General features: G+C 55.0%; 19 protein-coding genes. 6 read left to right on the top strand and 13 right to left on the bottom strand.

Features of this window, described 5'->3' with window-relative positions:
- Nucleotides 1-16: 16 nt before the first annotated feature.
- Complete coding sequence (locus Q0796_RS15795; protein ID WP_298444887.1) at nt 17-196, top strand: hypothetical protein; 180 nt, start codon at nt 17-19, stop codon at nt 194-196.
- Nucleotides 197-311: 115 nt separating this feature from the next.
- On the opposite strand, the gene Q0796_RS15790 is transcribed toward Q0796_RS15795, so the two are convergent.
- The 4 genes from Q0796_RS15790 to Q0796_RS15775 all read right to left on the bottom strand — a co-directional run bounded on the left by Q0796_RS15790 (nt 312) and on the right by Q0796_RS15775 (nt 5,473).
- Complete coding sequence (locus Q0796_RS15790; protein ID WP_298444886.1) at nt 312-761, bottom strand: PaaI family thioesterase; 450 nt, start codon at nt 759-761, stop codon at nt 312-314.
- A gap of 166 nt (nt 762-927) precedes the next feature.
- Entirely contained in the window at nt 928-2,076 is a 1,149-nt protein-coding gene (locus tag Q0796_RS15785) for an acyl-CoA dehydrogenase family protein (RefSeq protein WP_298444885.1), read from the bottom strand.
- 32 nt (nt 2,077-2,108) lie between these two features.
- Nucleotides 2,109-4,256 (bottom strand): 3-hydroxyacyl-CoA dehydrogenase NAD-binding domain-containing protein, encoded by a 2,148-nt coding sequence (locus Q0796_RS15780; protein WP_298444884.1) that lies wholly within the window; start codon nt 4,254-4,256, stop codon nt 2,109-2,111.
- An 11-nt stretch (nt 4,257-4,267) separates the two neighbouring features.
- Nucleotides 4,268-5,473, bottom strand: coding sequence for an acetyl-CoA C-acetyltransferase (locus Q0796_RS15775; protein WP_298444882.1), 1,206 nt, complete (start codon nt 5,471-5,473; stop codon nt 4,268-4,270).
- Nucleotides 5,474-5,607: 134 nt separating this feature from the next.
- On the opposite strand from Q0796_RS15775, the gene Q0796_RS15770 reads away from it, so the two are divergent.
- Nucleotides 5,608-6,693 (top strand): AraC family transcriptional regulator, encoded by a 1,086-nt coding sequence (locus Q0796_RS15770; RefSeq protein ID WP_298444880.1) that lies wholly within the window; start codon nt 5,608-5,610, stop codon nt 6,691-6,693.
- On the opposite strand, the gene Q0796_RS15765 is transcribed toward Q0796_RS15770, so the two are convergent.
- Entirely contained in the window at nt 6,690-7,853 is a 1,164-nt protein-coding gene (locus tag Q0796_RS15765; protein ID WP_298444878.1) for a CaiB/BaiF CoA-transferase family protein, read from the bottom strand. The two genes, Q0796_RS15770 and Q0796_RS15765, sit on opposite strands and share 4 nt — an antisense overlap.
- A 92-nt stretch (nt 7,854-7,945) precedes the next feature.
- Nucleotides 7,946-8,419, bottom strand: a complete 474-nt coding sequence (locus Q0796_RS15760) for a CreA family protein (protein WP_298444875.1) — start codon at nt 8,417-8,419, stop codon at nt 7,946-7,948.
- Between the two features lie 178 nt (nt 8,420-8,597).
- On the opposite strand from Q0796_RS15760, the gene Q0796_RS15755 reads away from it, so the two are divergent.
- Together Q0796_RS15755 and Q0796_RS15750 are read left to right on the top strand one after the other, a co-directional pair.
- A complete protein-coding gene (locus Q0796_RS15755) occupies nt 8,598-8,900 on the top strand; it encodes an NrfJ (protein WP_298444873.1) in 303 nt (100 codons plus the stop codon).
- Nucleotides 8,901-9,033: 133 nt separating this feature from the next.
- On the top strand, nt 9,034-9,906 hold the full coding sequence (locus Q0796_RS15750; RefSeq protein ID WP_298444871.1) for a DMT family transporter: 873 nt from the start codon (nt 9,034-9,036) through the stop codon (nt 9,904-9,906).
- A 38-nt stretch (nt 9,907-9,944) separates the two neighbouring features.
- Here Q0796_RS15750 and Q0796_RS15745 read toward each other — a convergent pair whose 3' ends face one another.
- Nucleotides 9,945-10,598, bottom strand: a complete 654-nt coding sequence (locus tag Q0796_RS15745) for a DUF2913 family protein (protein WP_298444869.1) — start codon at nt 10,596-10,598, stop codon at nt 9,945-9,947.
- Between the two features lie 456 nt (nt 10,599-11,054).
- Complete coding sequence (locus Q0796_RS15740; protein ID WP_298444867.1) at nt 11,055-11,594, bottom strand: NUDIX domain-containing protein; 540 nt, start codon at nt 11,592-11,594, stop codon at nt 11,055-11,057.
- A gap of 287 nt (nt 11,595-11,881) precedes the next feature.
- Here Q0796_RS15740 and Q0796_RS15735 point away from each other — a divergent pair, with 287 nt between their 5' ends.
- Complete coding sequence (locus Q0796_RS15735) at nt 11,882-13,447, top strand: AMP-binding protein (RefSeq protein WP_298444865.1); 1,566 nt, start codon at nt 11,882-11,884, stop codon at nt 13,445-13,447.
- 151 nt (nt 13,448-13,598) lie between these two features.
- Here Q0796_RS15735 and Q0796_RS15730 read toward each other — a convergent pair whose 3' ends face one another.
- Nucleotides 13,599-14,036 carry a hypothetical protein gene (locus Q0796_RS15730; protein WP_298444863.1) on the bottom strand — a complete coding sequence of 146 codons (438 nt, stop codon included), beginning with the start codon at nt 14,034-14,036 and terminating at the stop codon, nt 13,599-13,601.
- Nucleotides 14,037-14,286: 250 nt separating this feature from the next.
- Here Q0796_RS15730 and Q0796_RS15725 point away from each other — a divergent pair, with 250 nt between their 5' ends.
- Nucleotides 14,287-14,634, top strand: coding sequence for a metalloregulator ArsR/SmtB family transcription factor (locus Q0796_RS15725; RefSeq protein ID WP_298444861.1), 348 nt, complete (start codon nt 14,287-14,289; stop codon nt 14,632-14,634).
- A gap of 9 nt (nt 14,635-14,643) precedes the next feature.
- Here the strand turns inward: Q0796_RS15725 and yciA are convergent, their stop codons facing one another.
- The 4 genes from yciA to Q0796_RS15705 form a co-directional block, all read right to left on the bottom strand.
- Nucleotides 14,644-15,051, bottom strand: a complete 408-nt coding sequence (gene yciA, locus Q0796_RS15720) for an acyl-CoA thioester hydrolase YciA (protein WP_298444860.1) — start codon at nt 15,049-15,051, stop codon at nt 14,644-14,646.
- Nucleotides 15,052-15,138: 87 nt separating this feature from the next.
- The gene (gene ltaE / locus Q0796_RS15715) at nt 15,139-16,140 is read right to left on the bottom strand and encodes a low-specificity L-threonine aldolase (protein ID WP_298444858.1); all 1,002 of its coding nucleotides are present in this window, start codon (nt 16,138-16,140) and stop codon (nt 15,139-15,141) included.
- A gap of 475 nt (nt 16,141-16,615) precedes the next feature.
- Nucleotides 16,616-17,446: a mechanosensitive ion channel domain-containing protein gene (locus Q0796_RS15710; protein WP_298444856.1), complete on the bottom strand. Its 831-nt coding sequence runs from the start codon at nt 17,444-17,446 to the stop codon at nt 16,616-16,618.
- 928 nt (nt 17,447-18,374) lie between these two features.
- Complete coding sequence (locus Q0796_RS15705) at nt 18,375-19,280, bottom strand: LysR family transcriptional regulator (protein WP_298444855.1); 906 nt, start codon at nt 19,278-19,280, stop codon at nt 18,375-18,377.
- Between the last annotated feature and the right edge of the window lie 96 nt (nt 19,281-19,376).

Below are 19,376 nucleotides of genomic sequence, written 5' to 3'. Positions count from 1 at the left end.
ACGCAAGGATCGCATCATGCACAGCCCACAAACCCACTCAGCGCCCACCGATAAGAAAGCCCGCAAAGCCAAAAGCATTCGTTTTCCCGCTTACTGGGCCGACGAATTCGACCGGCTTAACTACCACAGCAACTTTGAAAACTACATTCGCGAAGCGATATACGAAAAACTGCAACGTGACGGGGCGAAGTTGTAACGCGCAGTACGGCCGTTAAGGCGTACACGTAAACAGGGGAGCAGCCATGCTCCCCTTCTTCTTTCGTATTTGTTGTTTGCTGTTTGGCTTTGCTGCTTGGGGTATGACTGCCTAATTACTCTTTAATGTCGTCGCGGCCGATGATGGTCATCATGGTGGCGGTTAGGGTCGCCACCAGTTTTTGCTGTTCGCCGTTGATGGCGTACAGCTCGCCTTCGGTGACGGTGATGGTGCGGCCGGGCTTTTTCACCTTGCCGATGGCGATAAACCGCTGGCCTTTGGCAGGGGCGAGCAGGTTGACTTTAAATTCAATGGATAACACTTCTGCGTCCGCAGGCATCAGCGAAAATGCAGCGTATCCGCAGGCGCTGTCGATCAAGCTTGAGACGATACCGGCGTGCAAGAAACCGTGTTGCTGGGTAAACGCAGCGTTATAGGGGGCGTGAATTTCAACCTGCCCCGGTTCGATGCTGTGCAAGCTGGCGTCGAGGGTGGCCATCAGCGTTTGTTTGCCAAAACTGGCACGAACTTTTTGTTGGTAGTGCGGATCACGGGGGTCAAACATCGCCGCTCCTTGGCTGGGTTGAATTGAGTTGGGTTGGATTGAGTTGGGGTGAGCTAGGGGAATTAGAAATGGATGCAGACAAGCTACCGACAACAACGCCCCGTTGCCAGCAGCAATGGGTGGCAACGGGGCGGGTTAAGATGACGGCGCGAGGCACCCCCTGCAGTTAGCCCTCTTTGAGCAGGTCACGGCCGATGATCAGCTTCATGATCTCGTTGGTGCCGCCGTAGATCCGCTGTACGCGGGCGTCGGCGTAGGCGCGGGCAACGGGGTACTCCCACATAAAGCCGTAGCCGCCGTGCAGCTGCAAGCAAGCGTCGATCAATTCGCCTTGCAGCTCGGTTGACAGCAGCTTCACTTTGGCCGCTTCCACCGCGTCTAGCTGCTTGTTGATATGCAGCTCCATGCAGCGATCCACATACACCTGCATCATCGACAGCTTGGCTTCCAGATCCGCCAACACAAACTGGGTGTTCTGGAAACTGGCGACGCTTTTGCCAAAGGCTTTACGCTCTTTAACGTAGGCGATGGTTTGATCGAACACCCCGCGCATGCCGCCAATGGCGTTCAGGGCGATGTTGAGTCGCTCTTGCGGCAGCTCTTGCATCAGGTAGATAAAGCCCATGCCCTCTTGCCCCAACAAAGCGGTTTGCGGCACCCGCACGTCGTTAAAAAACAGCTCGGAGGTGTCTTGCGCCTTCATGCCGATTTTTTCGAGGTTTTGGCCTTTTTCAAACCCTGGTGTGCCCGCTTCCAGCAGGAACAGGCTGATCCCTCGAGCACCGGCACTGGGGTCGGTTTTGGCCACAACGATCACCAGATCCGCCATGGCGCCGTTGGTGATGAAGGTTTTGGAGCCATTGATGATGTAATCATCGCCATCTTTCACGGCGGTGGTGCGAATGCCCTGCAGATCCGAGCCCGCGCCAGGTTCGGTCATGGCGATGGCGGTGATGATCTCGCCGCTTAGGCAGCGTGGCAGGTATTCGGTTTTTTGCTGTTCGCTGCCAAAGTTAACCACATAAGGCACGCCGATGTCCGAATGCAGACCAAAGCCGATGCCCGATAAGCCCATTTCGCTGATGGTTTCGTCGACGATGGCGTTATAGCGAAAATCGAGGCCAAGGCCGCCGTAGGCTTCGGGGGTCATTGGCGCCAACAAGCCCATCTCGCCCGCTTTCAGCCACAACTGCCGTGATACTTGGCCCTCTTTCTCCCACTGGGCATGAAATGGCACCGCTTCCGCTTCTAAAAACTTAACCACCGAATCCTTAAATTGCAGGTGTTCTTCGGTGTAGATGGTTCTTGGGATCATACTGTATTCCTTTTCCGATCTGAGCCGTGGGCTTAATGAAACTCTTTCTCTGCGCTGAGGTATTCCGCCACGATGGCGGGGGCGCGAAAACGCGCGCCGTAGCGTGCGGCCAGTTGCTCGCAGCGGTCGATGTAGCGCTGTAAGCCATAGCCATTCACAAACTGGATGTAGCCGCCGGTCCAGGCGGGGGCACCAATACCTAAAATCGAGCCGATGTTGGCGTCGGCGACGGTACGCACCACCCCTTCTTGCAGGCATTTCAACGCTTCGTTAACGTTGATGAACAGCAACCGATCTTTGATGTCGGCATCGCTTACCGTGACTTCTGGCTTGTAATAGCAGCTCAGCAGTTGCGGCCACAGGGTTTTGCCCCCGTCGTGGTAATCAAAGTAGCCGCCGCCGTGATGGCGCCCTTGGCGGTTGTCTTCGGTCACCATGGCGCGGATCAGGGCGTTGCCTTCGGGGAAGGGATCTTGGCTGGGATCCATCAAGCCCATGGCGATCTGAGTGTTGGCCACATCAAAGGCCAGCTTTTGGCTGACTTCGTCTTGAATGGTTAATGGCCCCACGGGCATGCCGATGGCTTTGCCCAGCGCGTCGATCCGCTGCGGGTGCAGCCCTTCGGCCACCATCTGCGCGGCTTCGGCCAGCTGCATGCCAAAGGTGCGCGAGGTGTAAAAGCCGGTGCTGTCGTTAACCACAATCGGCGTTTTGCCGATCTGCTGCACGTAATCAAACGCCTTGGCGAGGGTGTCGTCGGAGGTATTGGCACCGCAGATCAGCTCCACCAGCGGCATCTTGTCTACCGGCGAGAAAAAGTGAATGCCGATGAACTTCTCCGAATCGCGACTGCTTTTGGCCAGTTCGGTGATCGGTAGGGTCGAGGTGTTCGAGCCCCAAATGCCATCGGCGGCCAGCATCGGTTCGGTTTGCTGGTTGATCTGATGCTTTAACTCCACCTTTTCAAACACCGCTTCGATGATCAGATCGCACCCTTGCAGATCCTCATCGACGGCGGTGGCGTGGATCCGCTGCAGCAGCGCCTGTTTCTGTTGTTCACTGGCGCGACCACGGCTGATGCGCTTATCCATCAAACTGGCGCTGTAGCCTTTGCCTTTATCGGCGCCCGCTTGGCTGGTGTCTTTTAGCACCACCTCAATGCCCGCCTTGGCCGAGGAGAAGGCGATGCCCTGCCCCATCATCCCAGCACCGATGATCCCCAATTTGCCAATCTTCTGCTTTGGCGGCGCGGGCGGACGGCTGGCGCCGCCATTAACCTTGTTCATCTGGAAGAAGAACGTAGAGATCATGTTCTTGGCCTGTACGCTGCGCACCAAGCTGGTGAAGTGGCGGCTTTCCACTTCTTGGGCCAAATCAAACGGCAGCTTCAGGGTTTCCAACACCACATCTAAGATCCGCTCGGGTGCGGGCAGCAGCCCGCGGGTTTTCTGTCGCAGCATCACCGGCGCCATCATGGCCAGCTGCGCCATTTGGGGATGGTTAAAGCCGCCACCGGGGATCCGGTGCTTGGGTTTATCCCACGGCTGCACGCTGGCTTCGGGGTTATCTTGGTTGGCGAGGATCCACGCTTTGGCCGCCGGCAGCAGCTGTTCGGGCTCGCTGACCAGTTGATCCACCAACCCCGCTTGCTGCGCCTTCGCCACCGCCAACGGCTTGCCTTCAAGCAAGTAAGGGAGTGCCTGTTCGGCCCCAAGCAGGTGGGTCATTCGCACCACGCCACCGGCGCCGGGCAACAGCCCAAGGGTAACTTCTGGCAGGCCGATGTTCACCTTGGGCTTATCCAGCGCCACTCGGTAGTTACACAATAAACACAGTTCCCAGCCGCCGCCCAAGGCCGCGCCATTGATGGCAGCCACCACTGGTACCGGCAGGGTTTCAATCCGGCGAAGCATCGCTTTATTGGCCAGAAAGTTACTTAATAGTTGATCGGCCTCGGCGCCATTGGCCGCCAGTAAAACATTCAGATCGCCACCGGCAAAAAAGGTCGATTTGGCCGAGGCAAACACCACCCCAGTGAGGTTGTCTTGCGCTTCAAGTTGCGCCACGCAGCGGCTAAAGGCTTGGTCAAATTCGGCATTCATCGCATTCACTGGACCGGTCATGTCCATGGTAATGGTTACAATGCCGTCGGCGTCTTGTTGGTAGTGAAATCCGCTCATCATGCTGCCCCTTAAACCCGCTCAATAATGGTGGCGATCCCCATGCCACCGCCAATGCACAACGACACCATGGCGGTGTTGAGGTTGCGTCGCTCCAATTCGTCCAACACCACCCCCAGCACCATGGCGCCGGTAGCGCCTAACGGGTGGCCCATGGCGATGGCGCCGCCATTAACGTTGGTGATGTCGGCGCTGATGTCGAGATCCTGCATGTAACGCAGCGCCACCGAAGCAAAGGCTTCGTTGATCTCCCACAAATCGATATCGGCGGTGGTCATGCCCGCCAGTTTCAGCGCCTGCTTTGCCGCAGGGCCTGGGCCGGTCAGCATGATGGAGGGCTCGGTCGCCAGCACCGTGCCCATGATGATTTTTGCCCGAGGGGTGAGGTTCAGATCGCGCCCCGCCTGCGCCGAGCCAATCAGTACCGCACTGGCGCCATCCACGATCCCCGACGAATTGCCCGGGGTATGGACGTGGTTGATCGCCGCCACTTCGGGGTATTTGCTTAACAGCATTTCATCGGCGCCCATGGCCCCTAATTTGGCGAACGACGGCTTCAGCGCCGCCAATCCGTCCATGCTGCTGTTGGCTTTAATGAAATCGTCTTTGGCCAAAATGACGCTACCGTTGCTGTCGGTTACTGGCACCACCGAACGGTCAAAATAGCCGCTGGCTTGGGCATGTGCAGCCCGTTGCTGCGACTGCAAGGCGTAGCTGTCTACCGCCTGTCGATCCCAACCGCCTAATGTTGCGATGAGATCGGCGCCTATGCCTTGGGGCACCGATTTTTGCTGCAGCACAAAATCCGGATCGGTGAACATGGCGCCGCCATTGCTGCCCATCGGCACCCGCGACATCGCTTCAACGCCGCCAGCCACCATCAGCTGCGTCCAACCGGACATCACTTTTTGGGCAGCGGTATTCACCGCCTCTAACCCCGACGAACAAAACCGATCCAGCTGCACCCCAGCCACGCTTTGATCCCAACCGGCGTGCATCGCTATCGCTTTCGCGATGCACGAGCCCTGCTCGCCCACCGGCGTAACACAGCCCATGGCGACATCATCGACGTAAGCGGTATCCAAATCGTGGCGGCGCTGCAGTTCCCGCAGCAGCCCAGCACCAAGATCGATTGGCTTAACCTGATGCAGGCTGCCATCGGCCTTGCCTTTGCTGCGCGGCGTTCGCACCGCATCAAAGATATAGGCGTGATTCATTCAAGCTCCCTTGTTGACGTGGGCCAGTCATTGGCCATCCCAAAAGACACAAACTTTTTTCATTCTGGGATACAAGCGGGGGGCAAACAATGACAAGATAAGGACAAGAAATAGACAGTATGTGACAAACGGAATTGACTAAAAACAGCGTTCAACCCACCAAGGATGGTGATCCGACTCAGGCTGAGCAGCACCGTGCCACTGCGGCGCGATTGACCATTTGCGCCAGCTTGCTGAACCACTCGCTCCAGGCGGCACGCCAGCAACAGCTTGATCTGCCGCGGCTGCTGGCCAAGTGCCGCTTAGATCCAGCGCTGTTGCAGCAGGCCGACGCTCGCATTCCCGTCGAAAAGGTGGTGCAACTGCAGCGTACTCTGGCGGGGCTAATGGATTGCGAAATGTACGGATTGCTGCATCGACGCTGCCCCATTGGCACCTTTGCTTTCTTCGCCCGCTCGGCGGTGCACTGCCGCACCATTGGCGATGCGTTTCAGCGGTTGGTGCATTTTTATAACCTGTTTGATAACAGCTTTCGCTACCACTTTGGCCTGCGTGGCCGCCAAGCGGTGCTGCGGTTAGAGCGGCTTGAGGATCAGGCCATTGTTGATAACTACGCGGTCGATTCGCTACTCACGGTGTTCCACCGATTTGGCAGTTGGCTGTGTAACGACCGCATTTTATTGAATCAGGTTAATTTGGATTACCCGATCGCGGAGTATGCGCCGGAGTATCGCTACATGTTTTATGGGGCACCGGTGCTGTTTAATCAGACCGAGATCAGCCTCTGTTTCGACAAAAGTTACCTAGATCATTTGGTGGTGCAAAACGAAGCACGGGTAGACACCTATCTGCGCCGTGCGCCGCTGGACATCTACTTGCCGCTGGATGCGGCTGGCGCCATCACCATTGCGGTACGGCAGCAAATTAAGGATCACTTTACCCAGCACGACAACTTGCTCAGTTTGGGGGATACCGCCAGCCGCTTAGGCTTTCATCCACAAACCCTGCGACGACGACTAAAAGCGGAGAGCACCAGTTTTGAAGTGGTGAAGGCGCAAATTCGCCGCGACATTGCCATTCACTACTTAAGCGATCCCGAACACCGGATTGAGCTTGTTGCAGAGCGCTGCGGCTACAGCGAAACCAGCGCCTTCATTCGCGCCTTTAAGCAGTGGACGGGTTACACCCCGCTGCAGTTTCGCAAGGGCTTGGCCGGTTAACACACCCCTTGTTGTTGCAGCGCGGCGATCTCTGCTGGGGTTAACCCCAGTTGCGCCAAGATGGCTTGGTTGTGCTGACCATGTTGGGGAATGGTGCCCGCTTGGGTGGGGGTGGCACTGAACTGCGGCGCGGGGGCGGGCTGACTGACCCCATTGGGGCTAACAAAGGTGCCACGGGCTTGGTTGTGGGGGTGCGCTTGGGCTTGTTCAAAATCCAAGACCGGCCCTAAGCAGGCGTCGGTGCCGGCAAATCGGTCGCACCAGTGGGCTTGGGGCTGGCTGGCAAACAGCGCACTAAGCCGTGCCGTTGCGGCTGACCAATGGCGTCGATCCCATTGCTGTTGCAATAGGGGATCGTCGTTCAGCTGCAACCCCTGTAACAGCGCCTGATAAAACTGCGGTTCCAGCGCGCACACCGCCACATAGCGGCCATCGGCGCAGCAGTAGGTTTGATTCCACGGTGCAGCCCCATCGGCCCAGCCGTGGCCAAATTCGCTGTCGATGTGGCCGATCTGTTTTAGGCTCCACATCAAGGTCGAGATGTACGCGGAGCCGTCGCTGATGGCACTGTCGATCACCTGCCCTGGGCCCCCATTTTTCACGTGCAGCAGCGCGCTTAAGATCCCCATTATCAGCACCATCGAACCACCACCCACATCGCCCATGCTGGTTAACGGGGCGCTGGGCGCATGCCGCGGCTGCGCTCCCTGCGCTGGGCGGCCACCGTAATAGAGCGCGCCGGATAAGCCGGTGTAGTTGGGTTCGTGCCCCGCCATCTGCGCCAAGGGGCCGGTTTGGCCATAGCCGGTTAAGCGACCGTAGATCAGCTTAGGGTTGATGCCTAAAGCGATATCGGGCCCCAACCCTAGCCGTTCCATCACTCCGGGACGAAACCCTTCAATCAGCACATCGGCTTGCGCCAGCAACTGCCGCACCAATGGCACCGATTCGGGCTGTTTGAGATCCAGCGCCAGTGCCTGTTTGCCACGATGAAAAAGGTTGCTGCCGCGCTGATCTAAGCCTGCGGCGGCGTTGTTACTGGCGTGCTTGCGCTCAATTAAGATCACCTTGGCGCCTAAGTCGGCCAAGGCCATGCCAGCAAAAGGCGTGGGCCCAATGCCCGCCATCTCAATTACGGTGATCCCTTGTAGCGGCCCCATCGCTGCGCTCCTGTCGATGCCCAAACAAACATTGTGACAGTGGCAGCGCCGGACTCAATGACCGCTGCGCTCAGGCAAAACAGACCAAACCGTTAGTTTTTAACGGATCGTTCCTTTTGGTAGGCCGCGGTGCCCCACAGCGATACCGTTGACAGCGAGTGCTTGTAGCTGCCTTCGGTCTCTTTGGTGGAGTAAGAGAGGTACAGCAGCGTTTGGTTTTCCGAATCATAGATGCGGCGCACTTTCAGCGACTTAAACAGCACCGATTTACTCTGCTTAAACACCAGTTCGCCGTTGTCGGACTTGTCGATGTCGGTGATGTTGGCTAAGAAGATCTCGTCGGTTTGGCGACAAGCAATCGAAGAGTTGGAAGGATCCGCCAGCGACAGATCCGCTTCAATCGAGGCCACGTGGCAGGTTACCCCTGGCACTTTAGGATCTTGGAAATCGCGGATCACCACATCTTTGGTGGTAAACCAGCCCAAGCTCACTTCGCCTTTGTTATCACCACAGCCTGTTAACGCTAACGTGGCCAATAACGCTGCCCCTGTCAGTTTCCAATTCATTTTATTCACTCCTATTTAGTTCCCACTGTATTTGTAACAGACGGATGCAGTTAACATTTTTTCAGACCAGCTACGATTCGCCGTGATTAAGCTAACATTTCTAATGCACCAGCCAAGACATATCACTCTTGCGCTGGTTAGATCACGACATCAATAGCATGACAGCAAGGATATTCCTGTGATCAAAACCATTTTGAAATTGGCCAGTGTGGCCCTATTCGCTATCTCTACTAGCGCCGCAGCGATGCAATTACCGCACCAAGGTGAGGTGCTGGAAACCATGAACAGCGGCGGTTACACCTACGTAAAGATTAACGAAGCCGGTAAAGATGTTTGGGCGGCAGCGCCACAAACCAACGTGAAGAAGGGCGATGTGATTCGTTTTTCTGAGCAGATGACCATGCCATCGTTCACCAGCAAAACGCTGGAACGCACCTTTACCCCGCTGATCTTCGCGAACGGCTTCAACGTTCGCAAGTAAGCCAAATCGTGCAACAGTACACCGCAACGGCGCCTTTTTAGGCGCCGTTTTGTTATGCCAGTATTTATCGCCGACGTTGGCGGCGCTCGGTATCATAACGGCCCTGTTATTGATCTAGGCCTACCCCCCTCTGATGTGGATCCTCTTTACCCTGTTGGCGGCATTCGCCCAATCTTGGCGAAATGCCTTACAAAGTCGGCTCAGCACCGAAGTGAAGGCCAGCGGCGTTACCTTGGCGCGCTTTCTCTACGCGGGCCCCATCGCTGCGGTGTATCTGTCGGGCCTGTATTTGTGGCGTCCAACCGATCTGCTCAGCCCCAGCTGGCCCCTGGTCCAATACGTTATTGGCGCGGCGTTGATGCAGATTGTGGCAACGGCGTTGATGGTGCGGCTGTTCCAGATGCGTAATTTTGCCGTGGGCGCAGGGCTGGCTAAATCCGAAGCCTTAATGGCGGCGGTGTTGGGCACGCTGTTTTTTGGCACCAGTTTGTCGTGGCTTGGGTGGTTAGGGGTGCTGCTCGGCGCAATCGCGGTGATGCTGCTGTCCAGCAAAGGCGGTCTGAAGCAGCTTTCGCTGTCCACCATAGTCACCGGGCTGCTGTGCGGTACTGCCTTTGCGTTAACGTCGTTGTGGGTACGCCAAGCCAGCCTGACCATCAACTTGCCCTTTCCCCATCGCGCCGCCTGGGTACTGTTGCTGGTGATTGGCCTGCAAACCTTGCTGCTGTTGGCTTATCTGCGCTGGCGCGACCACGCCACCTTACAGGCGCTATGGCAACGACCCAAGCTGACCTTAGCGGTCAGCGTAACCAGTTGCGTCGGCTCGATTGGCTGGTTCAGTGCAATGGCGTTAGAGGCGGTGCCATTGGTGAAAACCTTGGGGCAGATTGAGGTGTTCTTTACCTTGATGATCGCCGCGCTGTGGCTAAAGCAGCGCCCCAAGATCAACGACGTATTGGGGTTGGGCTTAATTGCCGTGGCGGCGATTTTGGTGATGTGGAGCTAAGCACCGCCAAGCTCCACTCTGGGCGCCCGCTCAGGGGATCAACTCAGCGGCAGCAGTTCGGCTAACGTTGGGCCGCCATTGGCTGGGTAGATAATGTACTCACCGTGGTATTTCACCAGCGACTTGTAATCGGTGACTTTGTGCAGCAACAGCTGCTGCTGGTAAGCCAGCTGCAGCAGCTGCTTTATGTCGCCACGGGCGTAAACCGAGATCGGCTTGATCTGCACTCCGTGTTCATTCAAGCCCTGCGCCCACTGCTCGCTGCAGATCACCACGCTGTTTTGACCATCGGTATGGTGACTGACTTTGCGCGTAACCGGATAATCCCGCTCCACATACCAGTGGTTCTGCTCTAAAGCCGCAAACACCCGTTCAAACTGATCCGCGCCAGTGGCCCTCATCTGGGCCGCGTCATCCAGCAGCGGCGCGTAAGTCGCCACAATCTGTTCAAACAGCACTTTTAAACCGGCGTTTGCCCCTTGGGTTCGAGCCGTTTTTTGCCACGCAAAGAGTTGTTTCGCCACGCAATGGGGGAAACGATGCTGCTTAATAGCACGGGTAACCCAAGCACTAAAGTAGTGCGCTTCTGACGTGGGGTTACGTGGCACCTTGCCACTTTGTTTGCCCTGCTCTAATTCATCCAGCCCAGTTTGAGCCAGCGCCGCAATGGCAAGATTAAATCCGGTGGCCATGATGTCCTCATTTATCAGTGATTAACGCGGCTGATGTTGGCCCCGTTAAGATAGGTTAATCACAAAAACAAACGCTTGGGCGTGATCTCAATTCCAATGCGCTATTTTTGTTGACCATAACCGCAATAACCCGCCTTTGGTGACCCACTTTGCAGAGTGGCAGTCGCTTTGCTGAACAGATCAATTTTATGCGATCTGCCCAAACCGTCGCGGTGCAGATTGTCGTTGTCGTCACAGTTGTAACGCTTGCTAACGGGCAGTATTAGCCCATCTTATTCACTTTTATGGCGTCAACTTAAGCCTAAGTTTACGACCAAAGACGGAGCAGCGATGACCCTTTCAGAACGACTAGACTATCTGTTTTTGCAATTATCACGCTGTTTAAGCTACAGCGTCAGTTAAAGTGAAAAAACTGCAGCCTAGGGCTGCATTTTTTTGGTCTCAACCCCAAGTTGATTAAGCGGCTGCGCTATTTTTAAGCTTGGCTGCAATATGGCGTAACAGCCACAGTTCGCGCTGCACACTTAAGCCCGCTTTGTCGCTGGATGCGATGATCTGCTCATTATGGGCAATGGCGTCCGCTAAGTTCATCCACAGCGGCTTCATGCCGTTGGCTTGTTCGTAATCTTCCAATCGCGTTTGCCCCAGCGTGGGATCCGCACTGCACCAGTAGCAGTACGAATGCATGCGCACATTGTCGTGGCTGGCTTTGTACCACGGACGCAGCTCTTCATAACGGCCAAGTTCAGCTTTAATGGTCACATTACGGGCGCCGGTTTCCTCTTCCACTTCGCGCACGACCGCCGCAGCTAAAGATTCCCCTTCATCCACACCGCCGCCGGGCAGGCTGTAATCGTCATAACGGGCGGTGTAAAGCAGCAGGATCTGATCCTGATGGGTAATGATGGCGCGCACCGCATGGCGAGTAAATTCACTGCCGCCAACAACCGCTTGGGGGTGCTCGCTGTAGTGCAAGGTGGGCATGGTGGCGTGCATCGGCCAACTCCTATCTGGGGTTTAAACTAAGCAAAGCGGCGGATTGTAACCATCCCACCGCAGTAACGCCATTACTCCCATCACAACAACACCCGCCCAGATCTTGGCTTGCATAATTACCCGCAAGGCCACCCCATTCAAAACCGCTTTTGAGCCCCGTTATGGTGGGATTTTTGCCGTCAAACAGATCAGACCAGTCCGCATAAAAAAGCGTTTAGGTTAGCTATTAAACGGATGTTTGAATTCACTTTATGGCTGGCACGCCAATCCAAGCAAAGGGAGTCTCCATGTACTCAGATCTCGCGCAGATGTTTCAGGAAACCTGTAAGAAATACGATAAGTTACCCGCCTTCACTTGCTTGGGAAGTACCCTCACATTTGCCGAAGTTGGCAGCCAAGCAGAAGCCTTTGCGGCGTGGCTGCAGCACCATACACAGTTGCAACCTGGGGATCGGATTGCCATTCAGTTGCCGAACTTAAACCAATACCCAATTGCCGCCTTTGGTGCCCTGCTTAGTGGCTTGGTGGTGGTGAACGTTAACCCGATGTACACCCCCCGCGAGATGCGCCACCAGTTGATCGACAGCGACGCTCAGGCGATTGTGATCTTGGGGGATCTGCTGCCCAATCTGGCCAAGGTGATTGAGGACACTCAGATCAGCAAAGTGGTGGTGACCGATCCCGCCGATCTGCTGGGCGCCCCAGTCCGGCAGCTCACTGATCCGGCGCACGTCGGGCTGATGCAGATCCTCAGCGAAGGCGCCAACTTGCCATTTACCCGAGTGATCCCTGAAAGTCTCGACAGTTTGGCGCTGCTGCAATACACCGGGGGCACCACTGGCCCCTCTAAAGGCGCAATGCTGTCTCACGGTAACGTGTTGCACAATGTAGAGCAGGTGGTGGATTCCATCGGCGAGCGCTGCCGTGAAGGCGCTGAAACCTTTATCGCGCCCTTGCCGCTGTACCACATCTACGCCTTTAACCTGAATATGGTGATGTTCTTCAGCCGCGGCTGTCACAATGTGCTGATCCCCAATCCGCGCGATCTCGACAGCTTTATTGCCACCATGAGCCAGCATAAATTCACCGCCTTTGCCGGTTTGAACACCCTATTTGTTGGCCTGTGCAATCACCCTGAATTTGCCAAGCTGGATTTCAGCCATCTGCACCTTACCTGTTCTGGCGGCACCGCCTTAACCGAAGCCGCCAATAACGCGTGGATGGCCACCACCGGCTGCGTGATCAGCGAAGGCTACGGCTTATCCGAAACCGCCCCCGTGGTTACCTTTAACCCGATGAATGGCGAACGCATGGGGTACTGCGGGATCCCGCTGATCCGCACGGAAGTGAAGATGGCCGACGCCTTGGGTAATGCCGTACCACAGGGGGAAGCGGGCGAACTTTGGGTGCGCGGCCCACAGGTGATGCTAGGCTACTGGAAACGCCCCGACGCCACCGCTGAAGCCATTGAAAACGGTTGGTTTAAAACCGGCGACATCGCCCGCTTCGACAGCGATGGCTACATCCAAATTGTCGATCGCAAGAAAGACATGGTGATCGTGTCTGGCTTCAATGTGTTCCCGAACGAAATTGAAAACGTGTTGTCTCTGCACGAAGCGATTTTTGAGTGTGCCGTGGTGGGGGTGCCCGATGAGCAAACCGGCGAAGCGGTGCGCGCTTACATTGTGTTGAAACCCGGTGCCAGCATCGATAAAGAGGCGATCATCGCTTACTGCCGTGAAGAACTGACCGCCTATAAGGTGCCAAAACAAGTTGAGTTTATTGCCGAGCTGCCCAAATCCACTGTGGGCAAAACCCTGCGGAATAAACTGCGCGAGCAAGCGGTGGCCTAAGCCTTCACCGCTGCTTAACCAGTGGCGTTAAACCGCTGCCGTTATACCCCATACGCCCCGCGATGCGGGGCGTATTTATTGGGCGGTGCATTGGGCTGATTCGGGCCCAATCACCGCGCGGCTCAATCCGTGCTGCTTAACAGGTACAGTCTTAACTGAGCACCCCAGAGCGTGCCAGCGAGCGGGAATACAGCGCCAGCAATAACGCGATGATAAAAATCACCACACTGAAGGCGATGGATACCGGATCGCCCATCACCTTCATGCCATCGCTAAAGCCGTAGTTACGCACGGCAGTGAAGGTCATGCAGGCCCACGACAGCGCCAACACGGGCGCGGCCAGCTTCATTCGCAACAGCAACAAGATGCAGCCCAGTACCCCGCCCCAGACGGCCACCGCCCAGCAGATCACCACCACCGTGGGCAGATCGTAAAAAAACGCTAACTGCGCTTCGGTAAATTGCGCCATGTATTCGGCATTGCGACTTTGGGTCATGTAGTAATCAAAGCCGCCGCCGCTGTTCCAAATGGCGCCCAATACCGCCACGATATACAGGTGCCACGGGGCTTTAGGGGATGGTGATTGCATCGGTTCTCTCCTGTTAACGGGGGCAACGAACGCGCATCAGCGCGTCATCTTGTTGTCTTAACCTCGGTTATCATTGCAATAAGATCAAGCCACTGGCGTAACGTGAAGCACCACTTTGGGCTGCAGCGGGCTCAGCCGCCTTCACTGCATATGAAGAATCAAATATAGTAGTCACTCATTTAGGTTCAACGAACCGTCACCCTGTGGTGCTGCGCCAATAGGCTCACCACACCTCGGCCGAGTAATAGCGATGGACTCCGTTCAGTTTTTTAAAGCGATGGCAGACGAAACCCGACTGTACAGCATCTTATTGATAGCCCAAGAACAGGAGCTGTGTGTGTGCGAGCTCACGACTGCGCTGGAGCAAAGCCAGCCGAAGATCTCGCGTCACTTAGCGCAGTTGCGTCAGGTGGGCTTGTTGCAGGATAGGCGCCAAGGGCTGTGGGTGTTCTATCGTATTCACCCGCAATTGCCCGCTTGGGCACAACAAGTGATCAGCGTTGCCCAGCAGGGCTGCCAGACAACGCTACAAGCCGCCAGCTCTCGCTTACAGTCGATGGGCGATGATCGCCCCGAACGCGTGGCCAGCTGCTGTTAACCGAATAAGTTAGGACGGCATCGGCTTAGGTTGCGGCAATGGACGTGGCCGTCCATCGTCGTCAATGGCAACGTAGGTGAACACCGCATCGGTTACTAAGTAGTGCTCGTCACTGTCGTAGTTTATCGGCCGTACCCACGTTTCTAGGTGCAACTGCAAACTGCTGTTGCCGCGTTTGAGCACCGCCCCATACACACACACCGTATCCCCAACCGCCACCGGCCGATGAAAGGTCATCTTATCGACGGTAACGGTACACACCCGCCCTCGAGCCAGTTGCTTCGCCTTAAGGCCACCGGCGATGTCCATTTGGCTCATGATCCAGCCGCCAAAAATATCGCCGTTGGCGTTGGTATCGGCGGGCATTGCGAGGGTACGCAACACCAGTTCACCTTGGGGAGTAGACGAGCTATCCATCGGCTTCACACCTCGTTTGTTCATGCATGGGGCGCTGAGAAACCGCGCAGATGAGATCCGTTTGATCGCACGTGGCGTTGGCTCAGCTTAACGTTCAAAGCGTGCCAAGCTCGCCAACAGGCTATCCACGCCTTCGCGGCTGATGTCTTTGTGCAGCACTAAACGCGTATTTTTGCCCACCGAGGCTTTGATGCCATCGGCCAGCAGCTGTTGGCTTAAGCTGTTTAAGTCACTGTGATTAAAGGTAGCAAACACCATATTGGTGGCACAGCTTTGCACCTCTACCTGTTGCAGCTGGGCTAGGCCTTCGGCCAAGTAAGCGGCATTGGCGTGATCGTCAGCCAAGCGTTCTACTTGTTCCGTTAACGCCAACTGCCCTGCCGCCGCTAAGATCCCCGCTTGGCGCATGCCGCCCCCAAGCATCTTACGCCAGCGCCGCGCTTTGCTGATCAGCACTTCATCGCCCACCAACAATGACCCCACTGGCGCGGCCAAGCCTTTAGAGAGACAGATGGTAAAGGAATCAAAGTGCTGAGCGATGGTGGCTAAGCTCACCCCTTGCGCCACACAGGCATTAAAAACTCGGGCTCCATCAAGGTGCAGTTTCAAGCCGTTATCAAACGCTAACTGCTGGGCTTGCGCCAGATATTCCAACGGCAGCGCCTTGCCGCCAATGGTGTTTTCAAGGCTGAGCAGTCGGGTTTGAGCAAAATGGATATCGTCGGGCTTAATCGCCGCAACAATCTCGTTCAGATCCAAACTGCCATCGGCCAGATTAGTGAGTGGCTGCGGCTGGATCGATCCCAGCACCGCGGCGCCGCCCCCTTCAAATTTGTAGTTGTGCGCCTGTTGGCCACAGAGGTATTCATCCCCGCGGCCACAGTGCGACATCAATGCCAGCAGGTTGGCTTGGGTGCCAGAGCTGATAAACAACGCCGCTTCAAATCCCGCCATGTCGGCCGCTTGCTGCTCTAACGCATTCACGGTGGGATCGTCACCATAAACGTCATCACCGACAACGGCAGTGGCCATGGCATCGCGCATCGCCTGAGTTGGCTGAGTAACGGTATCAGAACGGAAATCAAACATCGGAAGCTACTGTATTGAGAAGGATTCGCATCAGATTATCACAGCATTTTGGCCAACACTGTGATCTTATCTGCGCGTTATTGGAGCCAAAAGACGAATAATTTTCAGCAGCCAATGCCGCTCGAATGAAACAAATGGTAACGAAATGGGTTTTTCGCAGTGGGAATAACCACAATGTGGGTGTGCCTGTTGTTGCCGAAGGTTTCGCACAAAACAGATTCATGCGAATGTTATTTTTGTTCGCTGTTGTTCTTACCGCGCTTTAGGCAAACTTAATCCCGTCGATGAGCTCTTGGTTGTGATTCGTTCATCATCATCCTGTAGGTTTGAGTTAGCGCCTTTCCTATGGTCTCTGATCGTAACCATGAGCTGGCAATTTCAGTAAGTCGAACTTAAGTTGCCAATAACAAAGCCTCACCCCGCCAGGTGAGGCTTTGTTGTATCTGCACTACGGTGAATGGTGCAGCGTCAGCATTTACTGAGTTGGCAGCTGCTGTACGTGCAGATCCATCTGTGGGAATGGAATGCCAATGCCTGCTTTATCCAACTCAAGCTTCATCGCCGCTTGTAAGCCAAAGTACACCGTCCAGTAATCGGCAGTTCGTACCCACGGGCGCACCACAAAATTCACTGACGAATCGGCCAGTTCAGCCACTTCAATCGTAACGCCAGGCTCAGCCAAGACCAATTCGTTGGCGGCAACCACCTTGTTGAGCACCTGCTTCACTTGTTGCAGATCCGCATCGTAAGCAACCCCAACGGTCATATCGACACGGCGTGTGTCTTTGGCACTGTAGTTCACAATCACCCCATCCATAATGGAAGAGTTCGGGCAGGTAATGCGCTTATTGTCTGGCGTAACCAAAGTGGTCGAGAAGATGCTGATCTCCTCTACGGTACCGGCCACCCCAGCGGCTTCAATGTAATCCCCCGCTTTGCATGGGCGAAATGCCACCAGCAACACCCCAGAGGCAAAGTTCGACAGAGACCCTTGCAGCGCCAAGCCAACGGCCAAGCCCGCTGCACCCAACACCGCCACTAACGAGGCGGTTTGCACCCCAAGCTGCCCCAAGACCGCAATCAAGGTCATGACCGTTACTACGGCACTGACGATGTTGCCCATAAAGCCAACGACGGTGATGTCCAAACCGCGCTTGGTTAACAGGGTGCGAACTACGTTAGCCAAGATCTTGGCGACCCAGCGGCCAATCACAAAGATCACCAACGCCAATAAGATTTTGGTGCCGTAAGCAATCAGCAGATCAGGCGCTTGCGCTAGGTACTTTTCTATCTGTTCTTGTTCCATTTTACTCTCCCGAAATAAGGGTTAATCCATGATGTTGCCGATAAAGTACTGCTGGGTTGAGCTTGCCGCTCGTACCACGGCGATGAGCAGAATCGCCGTTACTGTAATCCATAAGGCTGTGCCTAACTTAAGTGAATGAGAACGACTTTGCGCTGATCATTGGTGCAGCATTGCTGCTTTGACTGTCGGCCATTAGGCCGAATGCCACAGCAGTTCAGCGCTCAACAGCCACTCGGCCAGAGGTTGACGGCTCAAACACTTGCGAGGATAAGTCTAACACCAAAAAATGCCCATAAAATTCAAATGCTTTTCATTTTAACTAGAGAAAATGTAGTCGAATTTATACGCTTTCGTATGAGAGAAGAGTCGCGAGGGCGATGGGGCGATGGCCACCAATAAACACCTGCGGCATCGGTTATGGCAAAAAGTACGCAAAGAAAAAGGGAGACCAAATTGGTCTCCCTTCATTTTTATTATTAGTGCAGGCTAATTTATTATTCTTACTGCGGCCTGTCGCTATAAATTACCACCACCGCTATTAGAATTTTGTAGGGTACGGAGTGTGTAATTTTCAAAAAATACCCCAGCAAAACGCTGGGGCAGTAGTCCAGATGATGGATTGTTACATCCACACAAACAATCACCATTGTTTGCTATCAAACACGGCTGAGAATGGTTACTCACGAAGGGGTCAATTCCGTTTGCGGCTATCCTCGTTTGATGGAGCCATTCTAGCGTGTCACTGGATACTGACAAGTCTTTGATTTTTAAGATTTTACAAATCGGCAACGATTGGACTGAAATAGAAAACAGTGCTCAAACATCAAAAAACCTTAAATATCATCATCTTGAAATATCTGAATGTTATTTGTGCCTGGCACTGTTTTCAATAAAGAACAATGATTCCAGCCTAATTCGGGCTTGTGTGCTATGGAAGCTGCTCTTTGCCGAAGTGGGCTCGCACGAAATCAACAAAAGCCCGCACCTTAGGCGGCAGGTGTTGTCGACGCGGATACACCGCTTGCAGGCTTAATTGGTGATCCAACTGCCACTCTGGCAGCAGTTCAACCAGTTCACCGTTTTTCAGCTCATCCTCAAGCAGGTACGTAGCCAGATAAACGATGCCCATGCCTCGGCTCGCTGCATCTTTGAGCGCTGGGGCGTCATCCACTCGGTAATTGCCTTTAACGCGGATCTCGCACTTATCTTCCCCTTGGCTGAATTCCCAAGTGGCGTGTTCGTACCATTCACTTTTATAGATAAGGCAGTTGTGCTGACTTAGCTGCTCTGGGTGATAAGGCACCCCGTGCTCGGCCAAATAGTCTGGCGATGCAACCAGCACAAAATCACAGGCTAAAATGGGTCGGGCGACCATGCCCAGTGGCAGCTGCTCTGACATGGTTAACAACAGATCCAAGCCCTCTGCAACCACATCGACTTTGTGATCCAAGAAGCTCACTTCCAGCTCTAACTCTGGGTGCTCTTCCATAAACTTTGGCAGCAACGGCATCAGGTGCAAGGCACCAAAGGCTTGGGTGATCCCCACTCGCAGTACGCCGCGGATCTCTTTTTGCAGATCCTGCACGCTGGCAATGGCCTGATCTAAGTCTCGCAACAACACTTCACTGTGGCCATACAGCAACTCGCCACTTTCCGTGAGGCTGAGCGAGCGAGTAGTCCGCTGTACCAGCTGCACGCCAAGGCGCTGCTCTAGCATGCTGATCTGGCTGCTTACCTTCGACTTAGAGATACCCAGCTTTCGAGCCGCAGCCGAAAACCCTTGGGCCCGGACTACATGGGTAAAAATAACGATCGGCTCCAACAACTCGCGCATAACACTCCCCTTTAAGACTGCTGCTATTGTGGCCTGTGTATCCCCCAAAAGAAAAGCGGTGATATTGATATCACCGCTTTTTTTTAACTTTTCCGA

The organism is uncultured Ferrimonas sp., from assembly GCF_947489035.1.
GTDB lineage: Bacteria > Pseudomonadota > Gammaproteobacteria > Enterobacterales > Shewanellaceae > Ferrimonas.
The sequence above is the reverse complement of the archived record's forward strand: the minus strand, read 5'-3'. Positions and strand labels throughout refer to the sequence as shown.

Excerpts from the sequence above, each read along its gene's own strand:
- Q0796_RS15795 (WP_298444887.1), top strand. The coding sequence starts at position 17 with ATGCACAGCCCACAAACCCACTCAGCGCCCACCGATAAGAAAGCCCGC.
- Q0796_RS15790 (WP_298444886.1), bottom strand. The coding sequence starts at position 761 with ATGTTTGACCCCCGTGATCCGCACTACCAACAAAAAGTTCGTGCCAGT.
- Q0796_RS15785 (WP_298444885.1), bottom strand. The coding sequence starts at position 2,076 with ATGATCCCAAGAACCATCTACACCGAAGAACACCTGCAATTTAAGGAT.
- Q0796_RS15780 (WP_298444884.1), bottom strand. The coding sequence starts at position 4,256 with ATGAGCGGATTTCACTACCAACAAGACGCCGACGGCATTGTAACCATT.
- Q0796_RS15775 (WP_298444882.1), bottom strand. The coding sequence starts at position 5,473 with ATGAATCACGCCTATATCTTTGATGCGGTGCGAACGCCGCGCAGCAAA.
- Q0796_RS15765 (WP_298444878.1), bottom strand. The coding sequence starts at position 7,853 with ATGGGGCCGCTACAAGGGATCACCGTAATTGAGATGGCGGGCATTGGG.
- Q0796_RS15760 (WP_298444875.1), bottom strand. The coding sequence starts at position 8,419 with ATGAATTGGAAACTGACAGGGGCAGCGTTATTGGCCACGTTAGCGTTA.
- Q0796_RS15750 (WP_298444871.1), top strand. The coding sequence starts at position 9,034 with ATGTGGATCCTCTTTACCCTGTTGGCGGCATTCGCCCAATCTTGGCGA.
- Q0796_RS15745 (WP_298444869.1), bottom strand. The coding sequence starts at position 10,598 with ATGGCCACCGGATTTAATCTTGCCATTGCGGCGCTGGCTCAAACTGGG.
- Q0796_RS15740 (WP_298444867.1), bottom strand. The coding sequence starts at position 11,594 with ATGCACGCCACCATGCCCACCTTGCACTACAGCGAGCACCCCCAAGCG.
- Q0796_RS15735 (WP_298444865.1), top strand. The coding sequence starts at position 11,882 with ATGTACTCAGATCTCGCGCAGATGTTTCAGGAAACCTGTAAGAAATAC.
- Q0796_RS15730 (WP_298444863.1), bottom strand. The coding sequence starts at position 14,036 with ATGCAATCACCATCCCCTAAAGCCCCGTGGCACCTGTATATCGTGGCG.
- Q0796_RS15725 (WP_298444861.1), top strand. The coding sequence starts at position 14,287 with ATGGACTCCGTTCAGTTTTTTAAAGCGATGGCAGACGAAACCCGACTG.
- yciA (WP_298444860.1), bottom strand. The coding sequence starts at position 15,051 with ATGGATAGCTCGTCTACTCCCCAAGGTGAACTGGTGTTGCGTACCCTC.
- ltaE (WP_298444858.1), bottom strand. The coding sequence starts at position 16,140 with ATGTTTGATTTCCGTTCTGATACCGTTACTCAGCCAACTCAGGCGATG.
- Q0796_RS15710 (WP_298444856.1), bottom strand. The coding sequence starts at position 17,446 with ATGGAACAAGAACAGATAGAAAAGTACCTAGCGCAAGCGCCTGATCTG.
- Q0796_RS15705 (WP_298444855.1), bottom strand. The coding sequence starts at position 19,280 with ATGCGCGAGTTGTTGGAGCCGATCGTTATTTTTACCCATGTAGTCCGG.